This is a genomic window from Hydrogenophaga sp. IBVHS1 (genome assembly GCF_002127265.1).
Classification (GTDB): Bacteria; Pseudomonadota; Gammaproteobacteria; order Burkholderiales; family Burkholderiaceae_C; genus Hydrogenophaga.
The window spans coordinates 564,326-585,919 of record NZ_NFUU01000003.1 but is presented as its reverse complement, the minus strand read 5'-3'; the positions used below and the strand labels follow the sequence as shown (position 1 = coordinate 585,919).

Sequence of the window (21,594 nt, the reverse complement as noted above, 5' to 3'; positions counted from 1 at the left end):
TGATAGTTGTTCCTTGATTTTCTGCTTTTTCCGATCCAGTTGCACCCTTAGACTCGCGGCTTCGCCCCAACGGGCACGCCAACAACCTCTCTCTGAAAGGACACGACCATGCGCTCCTACCCGAACGACAGCCCCCAGGCCGCCGCCCGCCTGCTGGCCATGGCCCTGGTAGCCGACGGCAACTACTCGTTCACCGAATTGCGCGCACTCGACAGGCTGAACGCCTCACGGCAGCTCGGGCTGTCGCCCGAGGCGTTCAAGGAAGTGATCGAAACTTTCTGCACCGACCTGCTTGCAGCGGCCCATGGCGAGTGGACTGGCTCGGCCCGCATGGATGAAGGCAGCCGCCAGCAACTGCTGAACGAAGTGCGCGACCCCGCGCTGCGCGCCCGCATCGTGGACCTGTGCCACGCCGTGGTGCAGGCCGACGGCCACGAGGCCGATGGCGAAGCGGCCCTGCTCGACGCCCTCACGCGCGCCTGGCGCCTGCAGCCGGCGGGAGCGCTGTCATGAAGGCACTGGTCTGGGCCGTGTTCGCCTTTCTGGCCGCCGGCTGGACCGGCCTGGTGGCTCTCTCGGTCTCGGTCACCCGGTGGCTGCTCGGGCTGGGTGCCACGGGCCAGGCCGGCGAGGTGGCTGCGGCGGCTGGGCAATGGCCCGTGCCTGCGTGGGCGGCGTTGTGGGTCGACCCGGCCTGGGTGCAGTCGCTGCAGGCGGCCTGGCTCGATCTGGTGCAGTGGCTTGTCCAGGTGCTGCCCTCCACCACCAGCCTGATCGACTGGGTCGCGCCGCTGATGTGGACCGGGTGGGGGCTGGGCATGCTGTGTCTGCTGGTGCCAGCGGTCGCCTTGCACTGGCTCGCAGGTCGGGTCAAAACACCGCCCGCGCTGCGCAACGCACCCAGCTGAGCGGTGCCCGGCTGCTGAATCGGGGACCGACCCCTAAAATCGGTCCACCCTTTCACGGACCCACCGCTTGACGCCTTTCGCCGCCAACGTCCCCGCTTCCGAAACCTGTCCACTGTATGTGGACCTGGACGGCACCCTCACGCCCAGCGACACGCTGTACGAGTCGGTGATGCTGTTCATCCGGCGCAACCCGTTCAACCTGCTGCGCATGCTGGCCTGGCTGCTGCTGGGCAAGGCCGGGTTCAAGCAGCGCCTGGCCGGTGCGGTGCGCCCCGACCCGGCGCGCCTGCCGTACAACGAGCGCTTCGTGCAGTTCCTGCGCGAGGAGCGCGCGCGCGGCCGCCCGCTGGTGCTGGCCAGTGCGGCAGACGTGCGCATCGTGCGCGAGGTGGCGGCGCACCTCAAGCTGTTTCAGGACGCGCTGGGCACCAATGCGCGGGGCGATGGCCTCAACCTGAGCCGGCGTCACAAGCGCGCGGCGATCGAGGCGCACGCGCGCGCCAGCGGCCACGACCGATGGGCCTATGCGGGCAACAGTCGCGACGATCTGGCGGTGTGGGAAGGCAGTTCGCAGGCGGTGGCGGTAAATGCGCCGCCTTCGGTGATCGAACGCCTGCAAAAGATTCACGCCCAGGCTCGCGTGTTCGACCGCGTGCCCCTGAGCCTGCTCACGGTGTTGCGCGCCATCCGCCTCAAGCAGTGGTCCAAAAACGCGCTGCTGTTTGTGCCCTTGCTGGCCGCACACTCGCTGGACCCTCACCGTTGGGCCATGGTGGCGCTGGCCTTCGTCGCCTTTGGCCTGTGCGCCTCGGCCACCTACCTGTTCAACGACCTGCTGGACCTGCCCAACGACCGGGTGCACCGCATCAAGCGCCACCGCCCTCTGGCTTCGGCCGCCATCGCCATTCCCACGGCCGTCCTGCTGGGCGTCGTGATGATGGTGCTGGCATTCGTGCTGGCGTTCGCCGTCTCCACCGCATTCGCCGCACTGCTGCTGGCTTACACCGCGACCACGCTGGCCTATTCCATGGTGCTCAAGCGGCTGGCCCTCATCGACGTGCTGGTGCTTTCAGGCCTGTACACGCTGCGCATCGGCGCGGGCGCAGTGGCCGCCGGGGTCGACCTCTCCAACTGGCTGCTCGCAATCTCGATCTTCCTGTTCCTGAGCCTCGCGCTCGTCAAGCGCTGCGCCGAGCTGGAAGAACTGGACGACGGCAATACCACGCTCGCGCCTGGCCGGGGCTACCAGCCGCGCGACCTGTCTTCGCTGCGCGCCATGGGCATGGCCAGCGGGTTCCTGGCGGTGATGGTGCTCACGCTCTACATCGACAGCCAGAACAGCCTGGCGCTTTACCGCCAGCCCGAGTGGCTGTGGGCCGCAGCGCCCGTTCTGCTGCTGTGGATCATGCGCATCTGGCTCAAGACCGGGCGGCGTGAACTGCGCGGAGAAGACCCGCTGCAATTCGCTCTGCGCGACCCCTTCAGCTGGGTCACGCTGATGGCCATGGGTGGCATCGGCCTGACGGCCACGATCGGCTTCTGAACCCGTCCCACCGAGAGATCCTCCACATGAAGTCCATCGCCCTGGCATTGGCCTTGTTCTGCGTGCTGCTCTCTTCGGCGGCCCAGATCGCCATGAAGCGCGGCATGGGCGCGCCGGCGGGCGCCGACGTGGGCGCCACCTACTTGCACGCACTCACCAGCCCGATGGTCTGGCTGGGTCTGGTGCTGTACGGACTCAGTGCCGTGCTGTGGCTCTGGGTGCTCTCGCGCCTGCACGTGAGCGTGGCCTACCCGCTGGTGAGCCTGGGCTTTGTGCTCACGCTGGCGCTGGGCGTGCTCTGGCTGGGCGAGCCGTTCTCGTGGCTGCGCGTGGCGGGGTGCACCCTCATCGTGGTCGGGGTTTCGCTGCTCGCGCTGGACGCCTGAGGCCATGCACGCCTCCGAGTTCTCCGCCCACGCCTCGCGCCAGGTCTTCTGGGGCACCTTCGCCGTCACGTTGCTGCTCAAGATCGTGCTGGCGGCCGGGTTCCCCATGACCGGCGACGAGACCTTTTTCTACCAGTGGGGCGTGTTCCCGGCCTGGGGATATTCCGATCACCCGCCCATGGTGGGCTGGCTGCTGGCGGTGTTGCGCCAGATCAGCGAACACCCGCTGGCGCTGCGCGGCTTCACGCTGCTGGTCACCAGCGCGATTGCGCTGGGCATCGTGGACCTGCTGCGCCGTTTCCTGCCCGAGGAGCGCGAGGCCAGCGCCTGGCTCGCAGGCGCGGTGTACCTCGTGATGCCGTGGTCGTGGCTGTTCGTGCTGGTGACCACCGACACGCCGCTGGTGTTCTTCATGGCGCTTTCCGCCTGGGCCTACCTGCGCGCCGATGCCAGCGAGCGTGGCTCGGGCTGGTATGTGCTGGCGGGTTTGTTCCTCGGCCTGGCCTTTCTTTCCAAGTACTTCGCAGCTCTGCTGGGCTTTGCCTACGCAGCCCATTGCTTCGGCTGGCGGCGCGAGCGCTGGTGGGTGCCGTTTCTCATCTTCGCCTTCGCCCTGCCCGCCATCGCGCTGAACGTGGCCTTCAACGCCACGCACGGCTGGACCAATGTGATGTTCAACGTGTTCAACCGCAACGAGGGCTCGCACTGGTCGCTGGCGTCCTTCGGCGTGTATGTCGGCATGGCGCTCTACCTGCTCACGCCCTGGTTGCTGTGGCGCGGCGCGGCCACGCGGGTTGCCAGCGGGGTTTCACCGGTCACCGCGCGCACGCTGGCCGTGCTGTGGCTTTTTCCGCTGCTGGTGTTCCTGCTGCTGAGCACGCGCCGCAGCATCGGCCTGCACTGGGTGCTGGGCTTCGTGCCGCTGTTCGTGCTGTGGGTGGGCCTGCGCATGGACGCGCGGCCCTTGCGAAACGCCATGGGCTGGACGGTGGCGCTCTCGGTGCCGCACCTGCTGGTGGTGGCCGCCATTGCCTGGGCGCCACTGACCTGGTGGCAACCCTTCAAGATCCACGATCGTGCGGTGTTCCTGCGCAAGACGGCACAGGTGGTGGCCGAACTTCGGCGCGACCTGCCGCCAGGCGCCACCCTGATGGCGCGCACCTACAACCCGGCCGGCATGCTGGCCTACCACCACGGCGCTTACGTCCCCGTGTTTGGCGTGGGCCGCCACCACGCGCGGCAGGACGACCAGATCGTCGACTTCCGAACCTACGAAGGCAAGCCGCTGCGCATCTTTGCCTACGACGACCCCGACCTCGCGGCGTTCGCCCCCTACTTCGAGCGCGTGAGCAAGCGCCGCTTCGAGATCGATGGCGTGGCGTTTTTCGCCGTGGACGGTGCGAGATTCAGGTTCCAGCCCTACCGCGACACAGTGCTGGCGGAAGTGGCCCGCGAGTTCCACGACATTCCGACGTGGCTGCCGCTGCTGGGCAACCCGTTCTGCGAGCGCTATGGCTTCGCGGCGTGTTCGCCGGGGCGGCGCTGACCGGCTGCCAGGTTCAGGCAGAAAACGGCACGCGCGCGGCCACCGCGCACATCAGCTCGTAGCCGATGGTGCCGGCAGACGCGGCCACTTCGTCAACCGGCAGCAATTCGCCCGAGGCAGCGCGGCCCCAGAGCACGACCTCCGTGCCGACCCCACACGCCACGCCTGCGGCATCCAGAGGCGTTAGATCGACGGTGAGCATGTCCATGCTCACGCGGCCGATCAGGCGGGTTCTCACGCCCCCCACCAGCACCGGCGTGCCCAGTGTGGCGTGGCGGGGATACCCATCGGCGTAGCCGCAAGCCACCACGCCAATGCGCAAGGGTCCTTCAGCCGTGAAGGCCGATCCGTAGCCCACGGTGTCGCCGGCTTGCAGCGTCTGCGTGCCGATGATCCGGCTGGAGAGCGTCATGGCGGGTTGCAGGTCCCATTCGGCCGCGCTGTGCTGGGGGAAGTCGGGCGCGCTGCCGTAAAGCGCAATGCCTTCGCGCACCCAGTCCGCAGCCAGCGCCACCGCGCCCACGCGCGCACTGGCGTGGCGCAGGATGGCAGCGCTGTTGCTCAAGGTGCGCTCCCCGGGCAGGTCGGCGGTGACGGTTTCAAAAATCGCGAGCTGGTGGGCGATGCCGCGCGGACCATCGGCGTCGCTGAAGTGGGTCATGAAGGAAATTTCCTCCACCTGGTGCAGCACATTGAGCCGCGCCCACGCGCTGCGGAACGCGTCGGGCGTGAAGCCCAGGCGGTTCATGCCGCTGTTGAGCTTGAGGAACACGCGGTGCGGCGCCTGGGTCTTGTGGGCGGCGAGCCAGTCGATCTGTTCGGTGCAGTGCACCGTGTGCCACAGGTTCAGCCGCGAGCAGAGTTCGAGGTCGCGCGGTTCGAACACGCCTTCGAGCAACAGGATGGGGCCGCGCCAGCCGAGTGCGCGCACGCGTTCGGCTTCCATGAGATCAAGGAGGGCAAAGCCGTCGGCGCTGCGCAAGGCGTCGAAACAGCGTTCGATGCCGTGGCCGTAAGCATTGGCCTTCACCACAGCCCAGACCCGGGCATCGGGGGCGAGCTGTCGGGCGCGTTGCAGGTTGTGGCGCAGGGCCTCGGGGTGAACGGTGGCAAGAATGGGACGGGGCATGGCGTGCGGAATGTCGCGGTGCAGAGCGGGAGATAGGCGGCCGTGTCACTCGGGAAGGCCGGTGTTTTCAGGGCAGCGTGCTATAACCCCGCATCCCTTGGAGACACCCGTCAACTGTCGCACAAAACCGCCGGCGCAGCCCGCTCAGCCAGCCTGTGCGAGGGCGCCCTGGCGCACAAAATCATCGCCATGAAGCGCGGCTTCTACACCATCATGACGGCGCAGTTCTTCAGTTCGCTGGCGGACAACGCGCTGTTCGTGGCGGCCATCGAATTGCTTCGCACGCGCGGTGCCCCTGAGTGGCAGAGCGCCGCCCTGGTGCCCTTGTTTGCGCTGTTCTATGTGGTGCTGGCGCCCTTTGTGGGGGCGTTCGCCGACGCCAAGCCCAAAGGCCAGGTCATGTTCATCAGCAACGCCATCAAGCTGGTGGGCTGCCTGATGATGCTGGTCGGCATTCACCCGCTGCTGGCCTACACCATGGTCGGACTGGGCGCGGCGGCGTATTCGCCGGCCAAGTACGGCATCCTCACCGAGCTGTTGCCACCGTCTCAGCTGGTCAAGGCCAACGGCTGGATCGAGGGGCTCACCATCGCTTCCATCATTCTGGGCGTGCTGCTCGGCGGGCAGCTCGTGGGCCCGCTGCTCTCGGGCTGGCTGCTGTCCATCGACCTGCCTGGCGTCACCACCGGCATCAACCGCCCGGCCGAAGCCGCCGTGGCCATGCTGATGCTGGTGTATGCGCTGGCCGCCTGGTTCAACACCCGCATTCCGCTCACGGGCGTGACGCCGCGCCCCATGCCCGACAACCCGCTCGCGCTGCTGCCGGATTTCTGGCGCTGCAACAACCGCCTGTGGCGCGATCGCCTGGGCCAGATCTCGCTCGCCACCACCACCTTGTTCTGGGGCGTTTCGGGCAACCTGCGCTACATCGTGCTGGCGTGGGCGGGTGCCGCGCTGGGCTACACCACCACACAGGCTTCATCGCTGGTGGGTGTGGTGGCGCTGGGCACGGCGGTGGGCGCGGTGGTGGCCTCGATGCGCATGCGGCTGGACCAGGCCACGCGCGTGATGCCGCTGGGCATCGGCATGGGGGCGCTGGTGATTCTGATGAACTTCATCGACAACGTGTGGGTGGCCGCACCGTTCCTGGTGCTGCTGGGCGGCCTGGGCGGTTTCCTGGTGGTGCCGATGAACGCGCTGCTGCAGCACCGCGGCCACAACCTGATGGGCGCGGGCCGATCGATTGCGGTGCAGAACTTCAACGAGCAGGCCTGCATCCTCTGCCTGGGCGCGCTCTACAGTTTCTCCACCGGCATGGGCTGGTCGGCGTTTGCCGCCATCACCGCGTTCGGCGTGCTGGTGGCCGGTTTCATGGCCCTGATTGCGCTGTGGCACCGCTACAACCAGAAGCACCATCCGCACGAGCTCGAACGCCTGCTGGAAATCGCGCGCAGGGACGACCTGCACGGCTGAAGCCGTTCAGAAGCCCACGTTGGTTGGGGCGAATCCATCCAGGCTGACCAAGCGGTGCTGCGCCAGCACCTTGTACAGCTCGGCTTCCGAGATCGAGCGCGACATGTAGGCGTCGCTGCCGGCCAGGCCGGCTTTCATGCGGTCCATGCTGCCGGCGGTCGGCGCAAACATGATCACCACCGGCGCGCCCTTGGGGCCTTTCGCCTGCTTGGCCGAACGGCAGATCTGGTAGGCGTCGGGCTCGCCTTTCAACCGGTCGATCACCACCAGGCGGTAGTGATGCGCCTTGAGCATCACCAGCGCTTGCGGCGCCTCGCGTGACCAGTCCACCGACAGGTTGTATTTCTTGAATCGCTTGAGCAGGATGCGGCCTTCCACCAGGCTCTCGGCCACCAGCAGCATGTCACCGCGTGGCAACTCGGCCATGGGGGCGGCGGCGCCCTTGTCGGGGCTCAGGCGTGAACGGGGTGAGCGGGTGGACCGCGCGGCGGGAGCGGGTGGCGAAGGCAGGTCGTCAAGTCCGCCGAAATCGGTCATGCGCATGACGCCGGTGCGCCCGGCGGCCGGCGCGGGGCGCGCCTCGCGCAGCATGGGGCGGGTGGGGGGAAATTCGGTGTCGGCACCCCGGCGGCTGCTCGCCCGGCGCATGCTGGCGTCCAGCCCTTGGAGCTGAGAAGCCTGGTAAGGCTCGGCGGCCTGAAAACCCGAGTTGCCCGAGCGCTTTTTTGCCGGTGCCGCCGCACTGGTTACACCGACGATGCCATCGAGCGCGGTCAGCACACTCACCAGCCGCACAGGCTTGCGCTGCAAGGGCCAGCCGGTGCCGCCATCGGTGTTGCCGACCAGCAGCACCTTGCCGGGCAGGTCGGCGTAACGCACCAGGTGCAATGCCTGTGCGTTGTCGGCGTTGACCACCAGAATCTGCGCGTCCATCACCTCGTCCTGCACGCGGTAGCCGGGAGGCCGGCGGGCCGCGAGGCGCAGGAAGGACTCGAACGTGGACGACTCCGCCTGTGAGAAGCCCACCAGCGCGACTGTGTATGCCACCATCACCTGCCTCGTTTGTTTTTAAATGTTTCGAGGCAGTATGCCCGCGAAGAACCGGGAATTGCCAGCCTTGCGCCATACCCGAGCGCGGGGACTGTGACACTTTCGTCGTCAATTCAGCGCCCGCGCCACAATCCAGCACCGCCCCCGCCACCCCAAGGAGCCCGCCATGAGCAGCATCTACGACTTCGAAGCCCAGTCCATCGACGGCAAGACCGTGTCGCTTGCGCAGTTCCGCGGCAAACCCCTGCTGATCGTGAACACCGCCAGCGCCTGCGGCTTCACACCCCAGTTCGGTGGGCTGGAAAAGCTGCACCAGACCTATGGCAGCCGGGGCCTGGTGGTGCTGGGGTTTCCGTGCAACCAGTTTGGCAGCCAGGACCCGGGCAGCAACGATGAGATTTCAAGTTTCTGCCAGCTCAACTACGGCGTGAGCTTTCCCATGATGAGCAAGGTCGACGTGAATGGCGACGCTGCCCACCCGCTCTACCAGTGGCTCACCGCCGAGGCACCGGGCCTGCTGGGCAGCAAGGCCATCAAATGGAACTTCACGAAATTCCTGGTGGGCAAGGACGGCAGGGTGATCAAACGCTACGCCCCGCAGGACGCGCCGGAGAAGCTGGGTGCGGATGTGGAAGCTGCGCTCGCGGCCTGAGACCGAAGAGGGGGCGCAGCCAGGCCACCCGGCGCACCAGCCCGGCGGTGATGAGCCAGCAGCCCAGCGCTGTGCCCAGCAGCAGCACCACCGGCTCCACCCAGGGCCCGAGTGCGAGGGGCGCCAGCTGCACCGCCAGAAAAATGATCAGGGTCTGGTGCAGCACATACCAGGGGTAAACCGATTCGTTGGCCCAGGCCAGCCACGGCCAGGGCCGGTTGAGCGTGTGGTGGGCCCAGCCCAGCACCGCCACCAGGCTGGTCCACAGATAGGCATCGGCCACCAGCCGCGCCACCTGGCGCCACGCGGGGTCGGTGCCGGCCAGTGTGATGCGCAACCCCACATGCAGGGCAAACACACCCACCGCCAGGACCAGCGCGATCCAGCGCAGGCGGCGCAGCGCCGCCCACAAGCCAGCGTCCACCCCGAGCCAGTGGCCGTAGAGGAACAGCGTGAAGTACACCGCGTGCAGCCAGGCGTCGTGGATCAGGTCGTGGGTGGGTGGGAAGCGTGGCCACAGCGTGAGCGAATAAAGGGCCAGCGGCAGCACCGGCAGCACCAGCAAGGCGGCACCCCGAAGCCGCGTGAACGCCAGCCGCAGCCGCTGGCCCGGCGCCGATTCCAGCACCGGCGTGAGCAGTGCGAGCACCACCGTGTAGAGCCACAGGTACGGCAGGTACCAGAGGTGGTTCCAGGTGACGCCGAAGTCCGACCCATCGAAGGCGCCCTTCGGCCACGGCCCGCCCGTGTAGTAGCGCGCCAGGAACGCACCAAACCCCGGCTCGATCAATCCCTGCGCCAGCATCTGCACATAGGGCTGGTAGGGCACCACCACCGCCATGCCGAAGGCCAGCGGCAGGAGCAGGCGCACACTGCGCGCACCGATCAGTCGCACCGGCGAGAGGCCGCGCCGCAAAAAACCGAAAGCGATGCCCGAGATCAGAAACACCAGGTCCATGCGCCAGAGGTTCAGGGCGCGCATGGGCCACTGCAGCCACTCGGCCGCGTGCGGGCTCTTGATGTGCCAGTGCCAGTCGGCCACGTAGTACATGCCCACGTGGTACAGGATCACCATGGCAAATGCCAGGGCGCGCAGCGCGTCGATGTCGTGTCGGCGGTTCATGAATGGGCTCTCCAGCAAGCTCGAATGCGCCGATTTTTGGGGCCAACGGTGGCAGCAGGAGACGTTTTGGGACGGTTCGCGGGCCGGCTGTGACGAATGGCGGACACGCGGGCCGGGGCACAGGTTCTAGACTCGCGGCCATGGCCCCTGCATCCAACTGGTTCACTCGCTACCTCGCGGTTCGGCGCCCGGTCGAGGTCGGGTTCTGGGTGGTGGTGCTTGCCATGCAGGCCGCCTTCAACAGCGTGGTGACCTGGATGGACTTGGACCGCGTGGCGGCCAGGCAGCCTCAACTTTGGGAACCGGTGCTTTGGGAAACCACCAGCGCGCTCGTCATCGGCGCGCTGATCCCGGCCATCGTGTGGTTCGAGCGGCGCTTTCCGGTTCGTTGGGACACGCTGCGCAGGGCGCTGCCGCTGCACCTGCTGGCCAGCTTCGCGTTTTGCGCGCTGCACGTGGGCGGCATGTGGTGGCTGCGCCGGGCCGGCTATGCGCTGATGGGCGAGCGCTACGACTTCGGTCCGTGGTCGGTGCAGCTCGCCTACGAATACCTGAAAGACGTGCGCAGCTACACCATGATCCTGGCCGCGATCCTGAGCTACCGCTTCCTCATGCTGCGGCTCACCGGCGAGGCCCGTGTGCTGGACGCCCCCGAGCCCCCGCCCGGCGCCGAAGCCGAACCGCAGCCAGAGGCCCGCCCCACCCGCTTCCTCGTGCGCAAACTCCGACGCGAATTTCTGGTGGCGGCTTCAGACATAGCGTGGGTGCAGGCTCAGGGCAACTACGTGGGGCTCCACGTGAACGGCCACGACTACCTGCTGCGCGCCACCCTCACCGAATTCCTGCAACAGCTCGACCCCGAGCGTTTCGTGCGCGTGCACCGCAGCCACGCGGTAAACCTGGATCACGTCGCCGAGATCGAACCGCTGGACAGCGGGGATGCGCGGCTGCACCTGCGCGATGGAGCGATCGTGCCGTGCAGTCGGCGGTACAGGGATGTGATGGGACAGCGCTTGTGAGCTCGCCGCTTCCTCGCTACACCCACCGCAACAACAACCCCGCCACCGAAGGCAGCACCAGCGCACTGAACAGCGCGCTCAGCCCCATCGCCAGCCCGGCGAAGGCGCCCGTCTCCTCGCTCTCCTGAAACGCCCGTGCGGTGCCGATGCCGTGGGCGATGGTGCCGAGGGCGAAGCCGCGCACCGCCGGGTCGCGGATGCGCAGGGCGTCGAACAGGTAGCGTGCGCCGACGGCGCCGAGCACGCCGGTGCCCATGACGAGCACGGCGGTGAGCGAGGGCAGGCCGCCGATTTTTTCTGCGATGCCCATGGCCACGGGCATGGTGACGGACTTGGGTGCGAGCGAGGCGATGGTGGCGGTGGAGGCGCCGAGGGCCCAGGCCAGCACGATGGCGGTGGTGGTGGTGGCCAGGACGCCGGCCACCAGCGCGCCAAGCAGTGGCAGCGCGAGCCGGCGCAGGCGGTGCATCTGTTCGAACAGCGGCACGGCCAGCGCCACCGTGGCGGGACCGAGCAGGAAGTGCACGAACTGTGCGCCTTCAAAGTAGATGGCGTAGGGCGTGCTGGTGGCCCAGAGCAAGGTCGCCAGCACCAGTACGGCCAGCGGCACCGGGTTGGCCAGTGGATGAAAACCGCAGCGCCGGTACAGCGTGAACGCGGCCTGGTACACCACGAGCGTGAGCGTGAGGCCCAGCAGCGGTGTGGCCGAGAGGTAGACCCAGATGTCGATGAGGCGCTGCGGTGATTCAGGGGCCATCGTTGCGCCTCCCCTGTCGGTGCATGAGCCAGATCATCACCCAGGCCGAGACGGCCAGGCCCACGAAGGTGCTCACGACCAGCGCCACACCGATGGCCAGCGCTTCGCTGCCCAGGCGTTGCAGGTGCTGCATCACACCCACGCCAGCCGGCACAAACAGCAGCGAAAGGTGTTGCAGCAGACCCTGCGAGGTGGGCTTGATGGCATCCACCCATTTCGGCCGCAGCGCCAGCCCGGCCAGCAGCAGGGCCAGGCCCACCACGGGCCCGGGCACGGGCAGGGCGGCCCACCGCACCACCACCTCGCCCAGCAACTGGCACGCGAGCAGGGTGGCGAGCGCGGGGATCATGCCGGGTGGCCGCCCAGCGCGTCGTCCAGCACCTCCACCCAGTGCCGCACGGGTGTGGCCGTGCCGCTCTGCAGGTGCGTGATGCAGCCGATGTTGGCGCTGGCGATCACGGCGGGTTTCAGTTCGTCGAGGTGGCCGAGCTTGCGGTCGCGCAGGGTGTAGGCAATGTCGGGCTGGAGCACCGAATACGTGCCGGCCGACCCACAGCACAGGTGGGCTTCGTTCTTCGCCACCTGCACGGTGAAACCGAGCGCGGCCAGGTGTTGCTCCACGCCGCCCTTGAGTTGCTGGCCGTGTTGCAGCGTGCAAGGCGGGTGGAAGGCGATGACGCGTGAGGCATCGGGCGTGTGCTTGAGCTTCGGGCGCAGCGCCGGCACCAGAGACGGCAGCAGTTCGCTCAGGTCGCGTGTGAGGGCGCTCACGCGGGCAGCGCGTTCGGCGTACGCCGGGTCGTCGGCCAGGATGTGGCCGTATTCCTTCACCGTCACGCCGCAGCCGGAGGCGTTCATCACGATGGCCTCGACACCACTGTCTATATAGGGCCACCACGCGTCGATGTTGGCGCGCATCTGCGCCTTGCCGCCGTCCTGGTCGTTCAGGTGGAACTTCACCGCGCCGCAGCAGCCGGCCTGCGGTGCCACCACGCTCTGGATGCCAGCGGCATCGAGCACGCGCGCGGTGGCGGCGTGGATGTTGGGCATCATCGCGGGCTGCACGCAGCCGGCCAGCAGCAGGACCTTGCGCGCATGCGTGGTCGTGGGCAGTCGACCTGTGGCTTGAGGAGCCGGCACCTTGTTCTTCAAGCCGGAAGGCAGCAGCGGGCGAACCAGTTGACCCAGCTTCATCGCCGGGCCGAACAGCGGTGAGGGCAGACCTTCTTTCAGCAACCAGCGCACCGCGTTTTCACCGGCCGGCCGCGCCACTTTTTCATCGACGATCTTGCGGCCGATGTCGACCAGGTGGCCGTAGTCCACGCCGCTGGGGCAGGTGGTTTCGCAGTTGCGGCAAGTGAGGCAGCGGTCCAGGTGCAGCTGCGTCTTGCGCGTGGGCTCGGTGCCTTCGAGCACCTGTTTGATGAGGTAGATGCGCCCGCGCGGGCCGTCAAGTTCATCGCCGAGCAACTGGTAGGTGGGGCAGGTGGCGGTGCAGAAGCCGCAGTGCACGCACTTGCGCAAAATCGCCTCGGCCGCCCGGCCATCGGCACGCTGCTGGTATTCGGGGGAGAGCTGGGTTTGCATGGCGGGTGCGCTCTCAAACGGGCTGGGCAAAGATGCGGGCGGGATCGAACTCGGCGCGCAGGCGCTCGGTGATGGCGGCGATGGTGGGGGTCAACGCGTCGAAGCGCGGCACACCTGGTGCGCCGTCGGCGCCAGTGCGGAAGAGCGTGGCATGGCCGTTCACCGCTGCGGTGGCGGCGCGGATTTCAGCCGCCGCACTCGCGGGCGCCCACAGCCAGCGCTGCGCACCTTGCCATTCGATGAGCTGCGCCCACGGCAATGGAATCGCCGGCGCGGTCTGCGGCACCGACAAACGCCAAAGGCACAGATCCGGCGATGGCGCAATGAAGAACGGCAGGCGCTGGTCGCGACACAGCGCCCAGTCGGGCCCGGCCTGCGCGTTGTCCATGCGCGTTCCGCCGGCTTCGCGCAGCATGCGTTTACACGCCGCGTCCACCGCCGCCACGGCACCGCGCAGGCGCAGGAAAAGCAGATCGGGCGCGCTGGGTTGTGTGTCGTCCTTCACCCAGCAACTCGCGTCGATCGGCAAAGGCTGCCCGCCCCAGCGGTGCAGTTGCTCCAGCGCTTCGTGCTGCCCCAGTTCGAACACCAGCGTGGCCTCGGCCGGCGCAAATGGCAGCACCTTCAGGCTCACTTCGGTGATCACACCGAGCTGGCCCAGAGATCCGGCCAGCACACGGCTCACGTCGTAGCCCGCCACGTTCTTCATCACCTGGCCGCCAAAGGTGAGCAACTCGCCGCGCCCGTTGATGAAGCGCGCGCCCAGCACGTAGTCGCGCACCGTGCCCACGCTGGCTCGCGCTGGCCCGGCCAGACCGGCCGCCACCATGCCGCCCACGGTGCCGCCGGGCCCGAAATGCGGTGGCTCGAATGGCAGGCACTGGCCCTGTTCGGCCAGCACCGCCTCCAGCTCGGCCAGCGGTGTGCCCGCGCGCACCGTCACCACCAGCTCACTCGGCTCGTGGCTCACGATGCCCGTCCAGCCGGAGGTGCTCAAAGCTTCGCCCCGCACGGGCTCGCCGTAAAAGGCCTTGGTGTGGCCACCTGCAATGCGCAGCGGTGTGCGCGCTGCAGCGGCGGCGCGCACCTGTTCGATCAGCTGGCTGGGGTACTCGTGGGGGCTTTCAGGCATGGCTGCGATGGTAGTCGCAGGCCCCGTGGCGAGCCTTGAATTTTCTGCACAGAGCCGTGCAATTGCAGCGAGACAGCCTCAGCGGGTGTACCCGGCGCACATGCCGGCGTTGGGCCGGCCTTTGCATTCGCGTTTGAGCCGCTGCGCCCTTACCTGCGGGCTCTCTTCAGACGGCGCCTTGTGAAAGGTCACCTTCGAGGGCGCTTTTCGCTTGCCGTCGCTGCCGGTGGTCTGGGCGGCGAGGCCACCCATGGTCAGGCTGGCGAAGAGTGCGATGGCGACGAGGCGCGGCTGGGCAAGGGACATGGTTTCCTCCTGAATGTCGTGAAGCATGCGGGTGCGAATCTTACGCAAGCCTGGGATTGGCTACCGGCACAGGTATGTCATTTTTATTCAAAATCGAATATAAATAGAGAATATCTCGTTCAAATATCCGAAAACAGGGTTTTATGAGCAATGGCCAAACCACAGAAGAATTGCTCGCCGCATTGGGTGAGCAGCTGCGCGCGCAGCGACTGCGCGCCAATCTGACGCTTGAGGAACTGGCCCGGAAAACGGACATGTCCATCAACGCGGTGCGTCGGCTCGAAGCGGGGGCAGGATCGACCCTCGCCTCTTTTGTCTCTGTGTTGAAAGCCTTGCGGCGAGAAGACTGGCTCACCACGCTGCAACCTCCTGTGACCATCAACCCGCTGGACATGATCAACCAGCGGCAGCCGCGTCAGCGGGCCTACAAGCGTCGCAAGCCCGAGCCCAACAAGGATTGACCAAATGGCCACGCGGAACACACCCTACAAAACCGTGCATGCCGTGGAGGTACGCGCATGGGGCAAGCGCGTAGGCGCTGTGGCATTGGAGCCCACGAAAAACTTCTACGCCTTCCAGTACGACCCCGCCTGGATTCGCGGTGGCGTAGAACTCGCTCCCCTCTCGATGCCGCTGGCGCAATCGAGTGAGCCATTCATGTTCACCGATTTGCCCGAGGCGACTTTCAAGCGGCTGCCCGCCATGCTGGCCGACGCACTGCCAGACGATTTTGGCAATGCTCTCATCGACGCCTGGATGGCTGATCATGGCGTGCGCAGGGAAGCCGTCACCCCGCTGGACCGACTGGCCTACATGGGTAAGCGCGGCATGGGGGTGCTGACCTTTGGCCCTATGCGCGGGCCGACACCCACCAAACCCTCCGCCATCGAAATGGGCAAGCTCGTAGAAGCGGCACGCATGGCGGTCCATGGCGAATTCGACAGCGAGGACCATGCGCAGGCTGCACTCAAACAAATCATTCAGGTCGGTACATCGGCTGGCGGGGCTCGCGCCAAGGCCACGATCGCCTGGAACCCGCAGACCGAGGAAGTGCGCACGGGCCAGTTCGACATTCCCGAGGGATTCGAGGCGTGGCTGCTCAAGTTCGACGGCATGGGACCGGACAACCAGCTTGGCCCTTCCGGGAGCTACGGCCGGATCGAGTACGCCTACCACCAGATGGTGTTGGCCGCCGCCATCGAGATGTCGCCGTGCCGCCTGCTGCGCGAGAACGGGCGAGCGCACTTCATGACGCAACGCTTCGACCGCACCGGCAATGTGCGGCATCACATGCAGACGCTCTGCGCGATTTCACATCTGAACTACAAGCAGGTGGGAACGCACAGCTACAACCAGCTCTTCAACGCGGCGCAGTCCTTGAAGGTCGATCAAGCTGCGATGGTGCAGGTTCTGCGTCGCATGGTCTTCAATGTGCTGGCGGTCAACAACGACGATCACACGAAGAACTTTTCGTTTCTGATGCGGCAGCACGGCCGTTGGGAACTGGCGCCCGCCTACGACATCACGCACGCGTACAGGCCGGGCAGCGAATGGGTGCAACAGCACCAGATGTCGATCAACGGCAAATTCGACGGCATCACCCGCGCCGATGTGCGCGCGGTGGCAGAGCGTTTCGACCTGCTGGCCGAACTCCCGGATGTGATTGACACCGTGCGCTCGGCGATCGCCCGGTGGGGCGCCTTCGCACGGGAGGCTGCAATTGATCCTGATGAGATTGCGCTCATCAGCGGCCACATGCAGGATCGCGCTCGGGTTTTCGTGGGCTGAGCACGGCCTGCGCTCCATAAAAAAACCCGCGCGCCTTTCGGCACGCGGGTTTTCAAAACCTTGGAGAACGCTGGTATCAGCGGTTGTAGGCAGTCTCGCCGTGGGCCGTGATGTCCAGACCTTCGCGTTCGGCTTCTTCCGTCACCCGCAGGCCGATCATCATGTCGACGATCTTGTAGCAGATGAAGGCCACAATGCCCGACCACACGATGGTGATCAGCACGCCTTCGGCCTGCACCAGCAGCTGGCTGCCGATGGAGTAGTCGTCGCCCTTGATGCCACCGAGCGAACCGGCAGAGAACACACCGGTGAGCAGCGCACCCACGATGCCGCCCACGCCGTGCACGCCGAACACATCGAGCGAGTCGTCCGCGCCCAGCATCTTCTTGAGACCATTTACGCCCCAGAGGCACAGGAAGCCCGCAACCAGGCCGATGATGATGCCGCCCATGGGGCCCACCGAGCCGCAGGCCGGGGTGATGGCCACCAGACCAGCCACGGCGCCGGACGCTGCGCCCAGCATGGACGCCTTGCCCTTGCCCAGTGCTTCACCGATGCACCAGGCCAGCACGGCAGCGGCGGTGGCCAGAAGCGTGTTGATGAAGGCCAGACCCGCGCCGCCGTTGGCTTCCAGGTTGGAGCCGGCGTTGAAGCCGAACCAGCCCACCCACAGCAGCGAGGCACCGACCATGGTCAGCGTCAGGCTGTGAGGCGCCATGGATTCCTTGCCGTAGCCCAGGCGCTTGCCCAGCATGTAGGCGCCCACCAGGCCTGCCATGGCGGCGTTGATGTGCACCACGGTGCCGCCTGCGAAGTCCAGCGCGCCCTTGTCGAACAGGTAGCCGCCAGCGCCCCACACCATGTGAGCGATCGGGATGTAGCTGAAGGTGAACCACAGGGCGCAGAACAGCAGCACGGCAGCGAACTTCATGCGCTCGGCGAACGAGCCCACGATCAGCGCGCAGGTGATGCCGGCGAACGTGGCCTGGAAGGTCACGAAGATCAGCTCGGGAATCACCACGCCAGGCGTGAAGGTGGCCGACATGGTGTCGGACTTGATGCCCAGCAGGAACACCTTGTCGAGGTTGGCGATGATCAGGCCTTCTCCGCCGAACGCCAGGCTGTAGCCGTAAATGGCCCACAGCACAACGATGAGCGAGAACACCACCATCACCTGCATCAGCACCGACAGCATGTTCTTGCTGCGGACCAGGCCGCCATAGAACAGTGCCAGACCCGGCACGACCATGAGGACGACGAGCACGGTGGAAATCATCATCCAGGCCACGTCGCCCTTGTCCATGGTTTCCTTGACAGCCTCAGCGGGTGCTTCGGCGGGCGCGGCGGCAGCAGGAGCCTCGGCGGCGGGCGCCGGCATGGCAGCAGGCGCTTCGGTGGCTGCAGGCGCAGAGGCCGCAGGCGCCTCGGGCGGTGCCGCGGTTTGAGCGATGGCGTTGAGGCCACCAAAGGCCAGGCCCATGCCCAGGAACAGGGTTGCAATGAGTTTTTTCATTTCGGTGATCTTTCTTTTCCAGTGGCGGTGATCAAAGCGCTTCCTTGCCGGTCTCGCCGGTCCGGATGCGCACCACCTGTTCCAGGGAGGTGACGAAAATCTTGCCGTCGCCGATCTTGCCGGTGCGTGCGGCACCTTCGATGGCTTCGATCACGCGCTCGACGAGCTCGTCGGACACGGCGGCTTCGATCTTCACCTTGGGCAGAAAATCGACCACGTATTCAGCACCGCGGTACAGCTCGGTATGGCCCTTCTGACGCCCAAAACCTTTGACCTCGGTGACGGTGATGCCTTGCACGCCCATGCTGGAAAGTGCTTCTCGCACCTCGTCCAGCTTGAACGGCTTGATGATGGCTGAAACCATTTTCATGCTGTGATTCCTCTTCTAGAACAGGAGGGTGATCAGGCCGCGAGGCCGACACCGATGGTGAAACGGGCTTGATCTACCCCGGAGGCAGACCAAACACGGAAAGCGGACTGTTTCATGGGAACTCCCTGGGCTTGAATCAATCGCTTACACCCCCAAGCACGGACCATGCCAGCGAGCTGAGTGCCCGTCACCTTTGGTCCGTCCAATGGACCGCATTCACCTACTTCCCCATGCCGGTGCGGGTATCGGGTATCGCTCGCTCCACGTCGGCTGTGCCATCATCCGCGCCTTCGCACCGGCCAGGACTGCCACCCCAAAGCCGTGCGCACCAAATGAGTGCGTTGCGCCGGCCGTGTCCCTTCACACGCGTTGGCCCCAAAAACGCACCGAAACAGGGAGAAATCGGCGATGGGTTTGTCATTGGTGCACAGCCGTGCGCTGCTCGGTCTGGAAGCACGGCCCGTTTGTGTGGAAGTTCATCTGGCCAACGGCCTGCCCAGCTTCACCCTGGTGGGGCTGGCGGACACCGAAGTGAAGGAAGCGCGCGAACGGGTGCGTTCGGCCATTGCCAACGCAGGGCTCGAATTCCCGTCCAACAAGCGCATCACCGTGAATCTCGCCCCGGCGGACCTGCCCAAGGACTCGGGCCGGTTCGACCTGCCCATCGCGCTCGGCATCCTTGCCGCCAGTGGCCAGATTGACAGCTCGCGGCTGGCGGGCTGGGAGTTTGCCGGCGAACTCTCGCTGGGCGGTGAACTGCGCCCGGTGCGCGGCGCGCTGGCCATGAGCCTGGCCCTGCACCGCGACGCCGGCCCCCACGAAGCGCCCGCCCGGCTGGTGCTGCCACCCGGCAGCGCCGAAGAAGCCGCGCTGGTGCCCCAGGCCGAGGTGTACCGAGCCCGCCACTTGCTGGATGTGGTGGCCCGCTTCCTCCCTGAAGGTAAAGACCACGCCGAGCCACCCGATGACGGCGGCTGGGCGCGCCTGGTGCCGACCCTGGTGTCCGTGGACCCGGCCTGTGCCGACCTGGCGGACGTGAAAGGCCAGGCCGCCGCGCGCCGCGCACTGGAGATTGCGGCCGCCGGCGGCCACAGCATGTTGATGGTGGGACCGCCGGGTTCGGGCAAATCGATGCTGGCGCAGCGCTTCGCCGGCCTGCTGCCGCCCATGAGCACCACCGAGGCGCTGGAGAGCGCGGCGGTGGCTTCGCTGGCGGGCCGCTTCACGCTGGAGCGCTGGGCCCAGCGGCCCACCTGCGCGCCGCACCACAGCGCCAGTGCGGTCGCGCTGGTGGGTGGGGGCTCACCTCCGCGCCCGGGAGAAATCTCGCTGGCCCACCATGGTGTGTTGTTTCTGGACGAGCTGCCCGAGTTCCCGCGCACCGCGTTGGAGGCCTTGCGCCAGCCGCTGGAGAGCGGCCACATCCGCATTTCGCGCGCGGCCATGCAGAGCGAGTTCCCGGCCCGCTTTCAACTCATCGGCGCCATGAACCCGTGCCCCTGCGGCTTTCTGGGCCACCCCACCCGGGCCTGCCGCTGCACGCCCGATCAGATCTCGCGCTACCAGGGCAAGCTCAGCGGGCCTTTGCTCGACCGCATCGACCTGCACGTGGAAGTGCCCGCGCTGGCACCCGGCGATCTGCTGGACGACAAAGTGAAGGGCGAGAGCAGCGCGGCGGTGCGTGAGCGTGTGATCGCTGCCCGCGCGCGGGCTGACACCCGACAGGGCACCGCCAACCAGGCCCTGGCCGGACAGGCGCTCACCGAACACGCCCGTGCCGACGCCCAGGCCATCCAGTTCCTGAACAACGCCGCCGCGCGCCTGGGCTGGAGCGCCCGCAGCACCCACCGCGCTTTGCGCGTGGCCCGCACCATTGCCGATCTGGCCGGCACGGAGACGGTGGGGGTGGGGCATGTGGCGGAGGCGGTGCAGTACCGGCGGGTTCTGCAGCAGGGTGGTTGAGCCAGATACCCCAGCCAGAGGAAATCCGAGCTTGATTTACCTTGATGGGCGACGCCATGCCATACCAGCCGCCCGATAGGTTGTATCTCTGGTACCTCGGACGACCACGGCAGCCAGCGCTGGTGGGGGAGTTGAATCTGGTGATGTCTGGACGCGGCGTTTCGCTTCGCTATACAACTCATTGGCTGCGCCAGGGTTTTGCGCTCAGCGAAGACCTTCCTTTCCTCGAACGAGAGCACCATCCTCCCGCAAAGGACTGCGTGGCAGGTGCGGTCGAAGACACTCGGCCGGGCAACTGGGGTGAACGCGTGATCAGGCTGTTGGAGCGACCGCCACGAATGTCGCTGCTGGAGCTGCTGTACTTCACTGGGGACGACCGCTTTGGCGCACTCGGCGTGTCCAAAGACTCCGATCGGTACCTCCCCCACACACAGCCCGCCCTGCCCTCCCTGGGCGAAGTGGAACAAGTCCACGCATTGGTCCGAAAGGTGCAGATCGGTGCGCCGATGCAGGAGCACGAACGCCGCTTGATCGCGCCTGGCGCCACCATGGGCGGTGCGCGGCCCAAGGCGCTGATGCAGGTGGACGGACAGGCCTGGGTATTGAAATTTGGCGAAGAAGCCGGCTCGCAGGACGGGTTGATCGAGCATGCGAGCATGACACTGGCCTCCATGGCCGGCATCCGTGTGGCACGCACGCGCGCCATTGCGCTGGCCCGCGGAACTGCGGTGGCCGTTGAACGCTTCGACCGCGCGCATGACCAGCGCCTGCACGCCATTTCTGCCCATGTGGCGCTGCGCGCTGCGGGCAGCGAGATGAGCTACCCCGCCCTGGCCCAGTGGTTGCGCCGCCGCGGCGTGGTGACCGGTGACCTGCACCGGCAGGACATGCAAGAGCTGTTTCGCCGACTGGTGTTCAACATCCTGATCGACAACACCGACGACCACGAAAAAAACCACGCGCTGCTGGCGATGGACAACCAGCAATACCGTCTGAGCCCCGCGTTCGACGTGTTGCCTGCTGGCCAGGCGCTGGGCTATCAGTCCATGGGTGTGGGCGACGACGGCGCTGTGAGCCATGTGGACAACGCCTTGTCGATGTCGGCATCCTACGGACTGACGGGGCGCGAGGCGCGAGACGAGGCCGCACGCGTGGCGCGCGTGGTGGAAGGTTGGCGATCCCATTTCTCATCCCTTGGCGTGGATGGGAACACCATCACGCTGCTGGGGGACCAGATCGACCGGCCGTTCCTTCTCGATCAGCGAAAAGCACTGCTGTCCGCCTGAGCCGTCTGGCCTGCACGCCATTGCCGCGCAACTGGTATGGTTCCCGGTTCTACGCAACCGAAGC

Annotated in this window: 22 protein-coding genes; 12 read left to right on the top strand and 10 right to left on the bottom strand. The window is 66.7% G+C overall.

The genetic code is table 11. The annotated features are described in order from the left end of the window. The first annotated feature begins 108 nt into the window (after window positions 1-108). The 5 genes from CAP37_RS20655 to CAP37_RS20635 all read left to right on the top strand — a co-directional run bounded on the left by CAP37_RS20655 (window position 109) and on the right by CAP37_RS20635 (window position 4,383). The gene (locus CAP37_RS20655) at window positions 109-513 is read left to right on the top strand and encodes a TerB family tellurite resistance protein (RefSeq protein ID WP_086126695.1); all 405 of its coding nucleotides are present in this window, start codon (window positions 109-111) and stop codon (window positions 511-513) included. Continuing rightward, complete coding sequence (locus CAP37_RS20650) at window positions 510-908, top strand: hypothetical protein (protein ID WP_086126692.1); 399 nt, start codon at window positions 510-512, stop codon at window positions 906-908. The genes CAP37_RS20655 and CAP37_RS20650 overlap by 4 nt, the downstream gene beginning before the upstream one ends. A gap of 67 nt (window positions 909-975) precedes the next feature. Then, window positions 976-2,451: a UbiA family prenyltransferase gene (locus CAP37_RS20645; protein ID WP_086126689.1), complete on the top strand. Its 1,476-nt coding sequence runs from the start codon at window positions 976-978 to the stop codon at window positions 2,449-2,451. 26 nt (window positions 2,452-2,477) lie between these two features. Beyond that, the gene (locus CAP37_RS20640) at window positions 2,478-2,837 is read left to right on the top strand and encodes an SMR family transporter (protein ID WP_086126686.1); all 360 of its coding nucleotides are present in this window, start codon (window positions 2,478-2,480) and stop codon (window positions 2,835-2,837) included. Window positions 2,838-2,841: 4 nt separating this feature from the next. Continuing rightward, window positions 2,842-4,383, top strand: coding sequence for a glycosyltransferase family 39 protein (locus tag CAP37_RS20635; RefSeq protein ID WP_086126683.1), 1,542 nt, complete (start codon window positions 2,842-2,844; stop codon window positions 4,381-4,383). 13 nt (window positions 4,384-4,396) lie between these two features. On the opposite strand, the gene alr is transcribed toward CAP37_RS20635, so the two are convergent. Further along, the gene (alr, locus tag CAP37_RS20630) at window positions 4,397-5,512 is read right to left on the bottom strand and encodes an alanine racemase (protein WP_086126680.1); all 1,116 of its coding nucleotides are present in this window, start codon (window positions 5,510-5,512) and stop codon (window positions 4,397-4,399) included. A gap of 189 nt (window positions 5,513-5,701) precedes the next feature. On the opposite strand from alr, the gene lplT reads away from it, so the two are divergent. Continuing rightward, on the top strand, window positions 5,702-6,985 hold the full coding sequence (gene lplT / locus CAP37_RS20625; RefSeq protein ID WP_086126677.1) for a lysophospholipid transporter LplT: 1,284 nt from the start codon (window positions 5,702-5,704) through the stop codon (window positions 6,983-6,985). A gap of 6 nt (window positions 6,986-6,991) precedes the next feature. Here the strand turns inward: lplT and CAP37_RS20620 are convergent, their stop codons facing one another. Then, window positions 6,992-8,035 carry a response regulator gene (locus CAP37_RS20620; RefSeq protein ID WP_086126674.1) on the bottom strand — a complete coding sequence of 348 codons (1,044 nt, stop codon included), beginning with the start codon at window positions 8,033-8,035 and terminating at the stop codon, window positions 6,992-6,994. Between the two features lie 166 nt (window positions 8,036-8,201). On the opposite strand from CAP37_RS20620, the gene CAP37_RS20615 reads away from it, so the two are divergent. Next, entirely contained in the window at window positions 8,202-8,687 is a 486-nt protein-coding gene (locus tag CAP37_RS20615) for a glutathione peroxidase (RefSeq protein ID WP_086126671.1), read from the top strand. Here the strand turns inward: CAP37_RS20615 and CAP37_RS20610 are convergent. Next, entirely contained in the window at window positions 8,617-9,810 is a 1,194-nt protein-coding gene (locus CAP37_RS20610; protein WP_086126668.1) for an acyltransferase family protein, read from the bottom strand. The genes CAP37_RS20615 and CAP37_RS20610 overlap by 71 nt on opposite strands. A 140-nt stretch (window positions 9,811-9,950) precedes the next feature. On the opposite strand from CAP37_RS20610, the gene CAP37_RS20605 reads away from it, so the two are divergent. Continuing rightward, window positions 9,951-10,829, top strand: coding sequence for a LytTR family DNA-binding domain-containing protein (locus CAP37_RS20605; protein WP_086126665.1), 879 nt, complete (start codon window positions 9,951-9,953; stop codon window positions 10,827-10,829). Window positions 10,830-10,845: 16 nt separating this feature from the next. Here CAP37_RS20605 and CAP37_RS20600 read toward each other — a convergent pair whose 3' ends face one another. From CAP37_RS20600 to CAP37_RS20580, 5 genes are all read right to left on the bottom strand, one after another. Further along, on the bottom strand, window positions 10,846-11,586 hold the full coding sequence (locus CAP37_RS20600) for an LrgB family protein (RefSeq protein ID WP_086126663.1): 741 nt from the start codon (window positions 11,584-11,586) through the stop codon (window positions 10,846-10,848). Then, complete coding sequence (locus CAP37_RS20595; protein WP_086126661.1) at window positions 11,576-11,935, bottom strand: CidA/LrgA family protein; 360 nt, start codon at window positions 11,933-11,935, stop codon at window positions 11,576-11,578. Before CAP37_RS20595 ends, CAP37_RS20600 begins: the two co-directional genes overlap by 11 nt. Continuing rightward, on the bottom strand, window positions 11,932-13,173 hold the full coding sequence (gene glcF, locus CAP37_RS20590; protein WP_086126658.1) for a glycolate oxidase subunit GlcF: 1,242 nt from the start codon (window positions 13,171-13,173) through the stop codon (window positions 11,932-11,934). The genes CAP37_RS20595 and glcF overlap by 4 nt, the downstream gene beginning before the upstream one ends. Window positions 13,174-13,186: 13 nt before the next feature. Next, entirely contained in the window at window positions 13,187-14,305 is a 1,119-nt protein-coding gene (gene glcE, locus CAP37_RS20585) for a glycolate oxidase subunit GlcE (protein WP_086126655.1), read from the bottom strand. A 78-nt stretch (window positions 14,306-14,383) separates the two neighbouring features. Further along, window positions 14,384-14,611, bottom strand: a complete 228-nt coding sequence (locus CAP37_RS20580) for a hypothetical protein (RefSeq protein ID WP_143435995.1) — start codon at window positions 14,609-14,611, stop codon at window positions 14,384-14,386. Between the two features lie 143 nt (window positions 14,612-14,754). On the opposite strand from CAP37_RS20580, the gene CAP37_RS20575 reads away from it, so the two are divergent. Further along, a complete protein-coding gene (locus CAP37_RS20575; protein ID WP_086126649.1) occupies window positions 14,755-15,072 on the top strand; it encodes a helix-turn-helix transcriptional regulator in 318 nt (105 codons plus the stop codon). Window positions 15,073-15,076: 4 nt separating this feature from the next. Then, window positions 15,077-16,399: a type II toxin-antitoxin system HipA family toxin gene (locus CAP37_RS20570; RefSeq protein ID WP_086126646.1), complete on the top strand. Its 1,323-nt coding sequence runs from the start codon at window positions 15,077-15,079 to the stop codon at window positions 16,397-16,399. Between the two features lie 76 nt (window positions 16,400-16,475). Here the strand turns inward: CAP37_RS20570 and CAP37_RS20565 are convergent, their stop codons facing one another. After that, the gene (locus tag CAP37_RS20565; protein ID WP_086126643.1) at window positions 16,476-17,912 is read right to left on the bottom strand and encodes an ammonium transporter; all 1,437 of its coding nucleotides are present in this window, start codon (window positions 17,910-17,912) and stop codon (window positions 16,476-16,478) included. Between the two features lie 31 nt (window positions 17,913-17,943). Next, the gene (glnK, locus tag CAP37_RS20560; RefSeq protein ID WP_086126640.1) at window positions 17,944-18,282 is read right to left on the bottom strand and encodes a P-II family nitrogen regulator; all 339 of its coding nucleotides are present in this window, start codon (window positions 18,280-18,282) and stop codon (window positions 17,944-17,946) included. A 408-nt stretch (window positions 18,283-18,690) separates the two neighbouring features. Between glnK and CAP37_RS20555 the strand changes: the two genes are divergently transcribed. Next, window positions 18,691-20,244, top strand: coding sequence for a YifB family Mg chelatase-like AAA ATPase (locus CAP37_RS20555; RefSeq protein ID WP_086126637.1), 1,554 nt, complete (start codon window positions 18,691-18,693; stop codon window positions 20,242-20,244). Window positions 20,245-20,288: 44 nt separating this feature from the next. Beyond that, a complete protein-coding gene (locus tag CAP37_RS20550; RefSeq protein WP_306297843.1) occupies window positions 20,289-21,530 on the top strand; it encodes a type II toxin-antitoxin system HipA family toxin in 1,242 nt (413 codons plus the stop codon). Window positions 21,531-21,594 lie beyond the last annotated feature (64 nt).

Bases quoted from the DNA above. Each gene is read 5' to 3' on its own strand.
- CAP37_RS20655 (WP_086126695.1), top strand. From the start codon at position 109: ATGCGCTCCTACCCGAACGACAGCCCCCAGGCCGCCGCCCGCCTGCTG.
- CAP37_RS20650 (WP_086126692.1), top strand. From the start codon at position 510: ATGAAGGCACTGGTCTGGGCCGTGTTCGCCTTTCTGGCCGCCGGCTGG.
- CAP37_RS20640 (WP_086126686.1), top strand. From the start codon at position 2,478: ATGAAGTCCATCGCCCTGGCATTGGCCTTGTTCTGCGTGCTGCTCTCT.
- CAP37_RS20635 (WP_086126683.1), top strand. From the start codon at position 2,842: ATGCACGCCTCCGAGTTCTCCGCCCACGCCTCGCGCCAGGTCTTCTGG.
- alr (WP_086126680.1), bottom strand. From the start codon at position 5,512: ATGCCCCGTCCCATTCTTGCCACCGTTCACCCCGAGGCCCTGCGCCAC.
- lplT (WP_086126677.1), top strand. From the start codon at position 5,702: ATGAAGCGCGGCTTCTACACCATCATGACGGCGCAGTTCTTCAGTTCG.
- CAP37_RS20620 (WP_086126674.1), bottom strand. From the start codon at position 8,035: ATGGTGGCATACACAGTCGCGCTGGTGGGCTTCTCACAGGCGGAGTCG.
- CAP37_RS20615 (WP_086126671.1), top strand. From the start codon at position 8,202: ATGAGCAGCATCTACGACTTCGAAGCCCAGTCCATCGACGGCAAGACC.
- CAP37_RS20610 (WP_086126668.1), bottom strand. From the start codon at position 9,810: ATGAACCGCCGACACGACATCGACGCGCTGCGCGCCCTGGCATTTGCC.
- CAP37_RS20605 (WP_086126665.1), top strand. From the start codon at position 9,951: ATGGCCCCTGCATCCAACTGGTTCACTCGCTACCTCGCGGTTCGGCGC.
- CAP37_RS20600 (WP_086126663.1), bottom strand. From the start codon at position 11,586: ATGGCCCCTGAATCACCGCAGCGCCTCATCGACATCTGGGTCTACCTC.
- CAP37_RS20595 (WP_086126661.1), bottom strand. From the start codon at position 11,935: ATGATCCCCGCGCTCGCCACCCTGCTCGCGTGCCAGTTGCTGGGCGAG.
- glcF (WP_086126658.1), bottom strand. From the start codon at position 13,173: ATGCAAACCCAGCTCTCCCCCGAATACCAGCAGCGTGCCGATGGCCGG.
- glcE (WP_086126655.1), bottom strand. From the start codon at position 14,305: ATGCCTGAAAGCCCCCACGAGTACCCCAGCCAGCTGATCGAACAGGTG.
- CAP37_RS20580 (WP_143435995.1), bottom strand. From the start codon at position 14,611: ATGTCCCTTGCCCAGCCGCGCCTCGTCGCCATCGCACTCTTCGCCAGC.
- CAP37_RS20575 (WP_086126649.1), top strand. From the start codon at position 14,755: ATGAGCAATGGCCAAACCACAGAAGAATTGCTCGCCGCATTGGGTGAG.
- CAP37_RS20570 (WP_086126646.1), top strand. From the start codon at position 15,077: ATGGCCACGCGGAACACACCCTACAAAACCGTGCATGCCGTGGAGGTA.
- CAP37_RS20565 (WP_086126643.1), bottom strand. From the start codon at position 17,912: ATGAAAAAACTCATTGCAACCCTGTTCCTGGGCATGGGCCTGGCCTTT.
- glnK (WP_086126640.1), bottom strand. From the start codon at position 18,282: ATGAAAATGGTTTCAGCCATCATCAAGCCGTTCAAGCTGGACGAGGTG.
- CAP37_RS20555 (WP_086126637.1), top strand. From the start codon at position 18,691: ATGGGTTTGTCATTGGTGCACAGCCGTGCGCTGCTCGGTCTGGAAGCA.
- CAP37_RS20550 (WP_306297843.1), top strand. From the start codon at position 20,289: ATGGGCGACGCCATGCCATACCAGCCGCCCGATAGGTTGTATCTCTGG.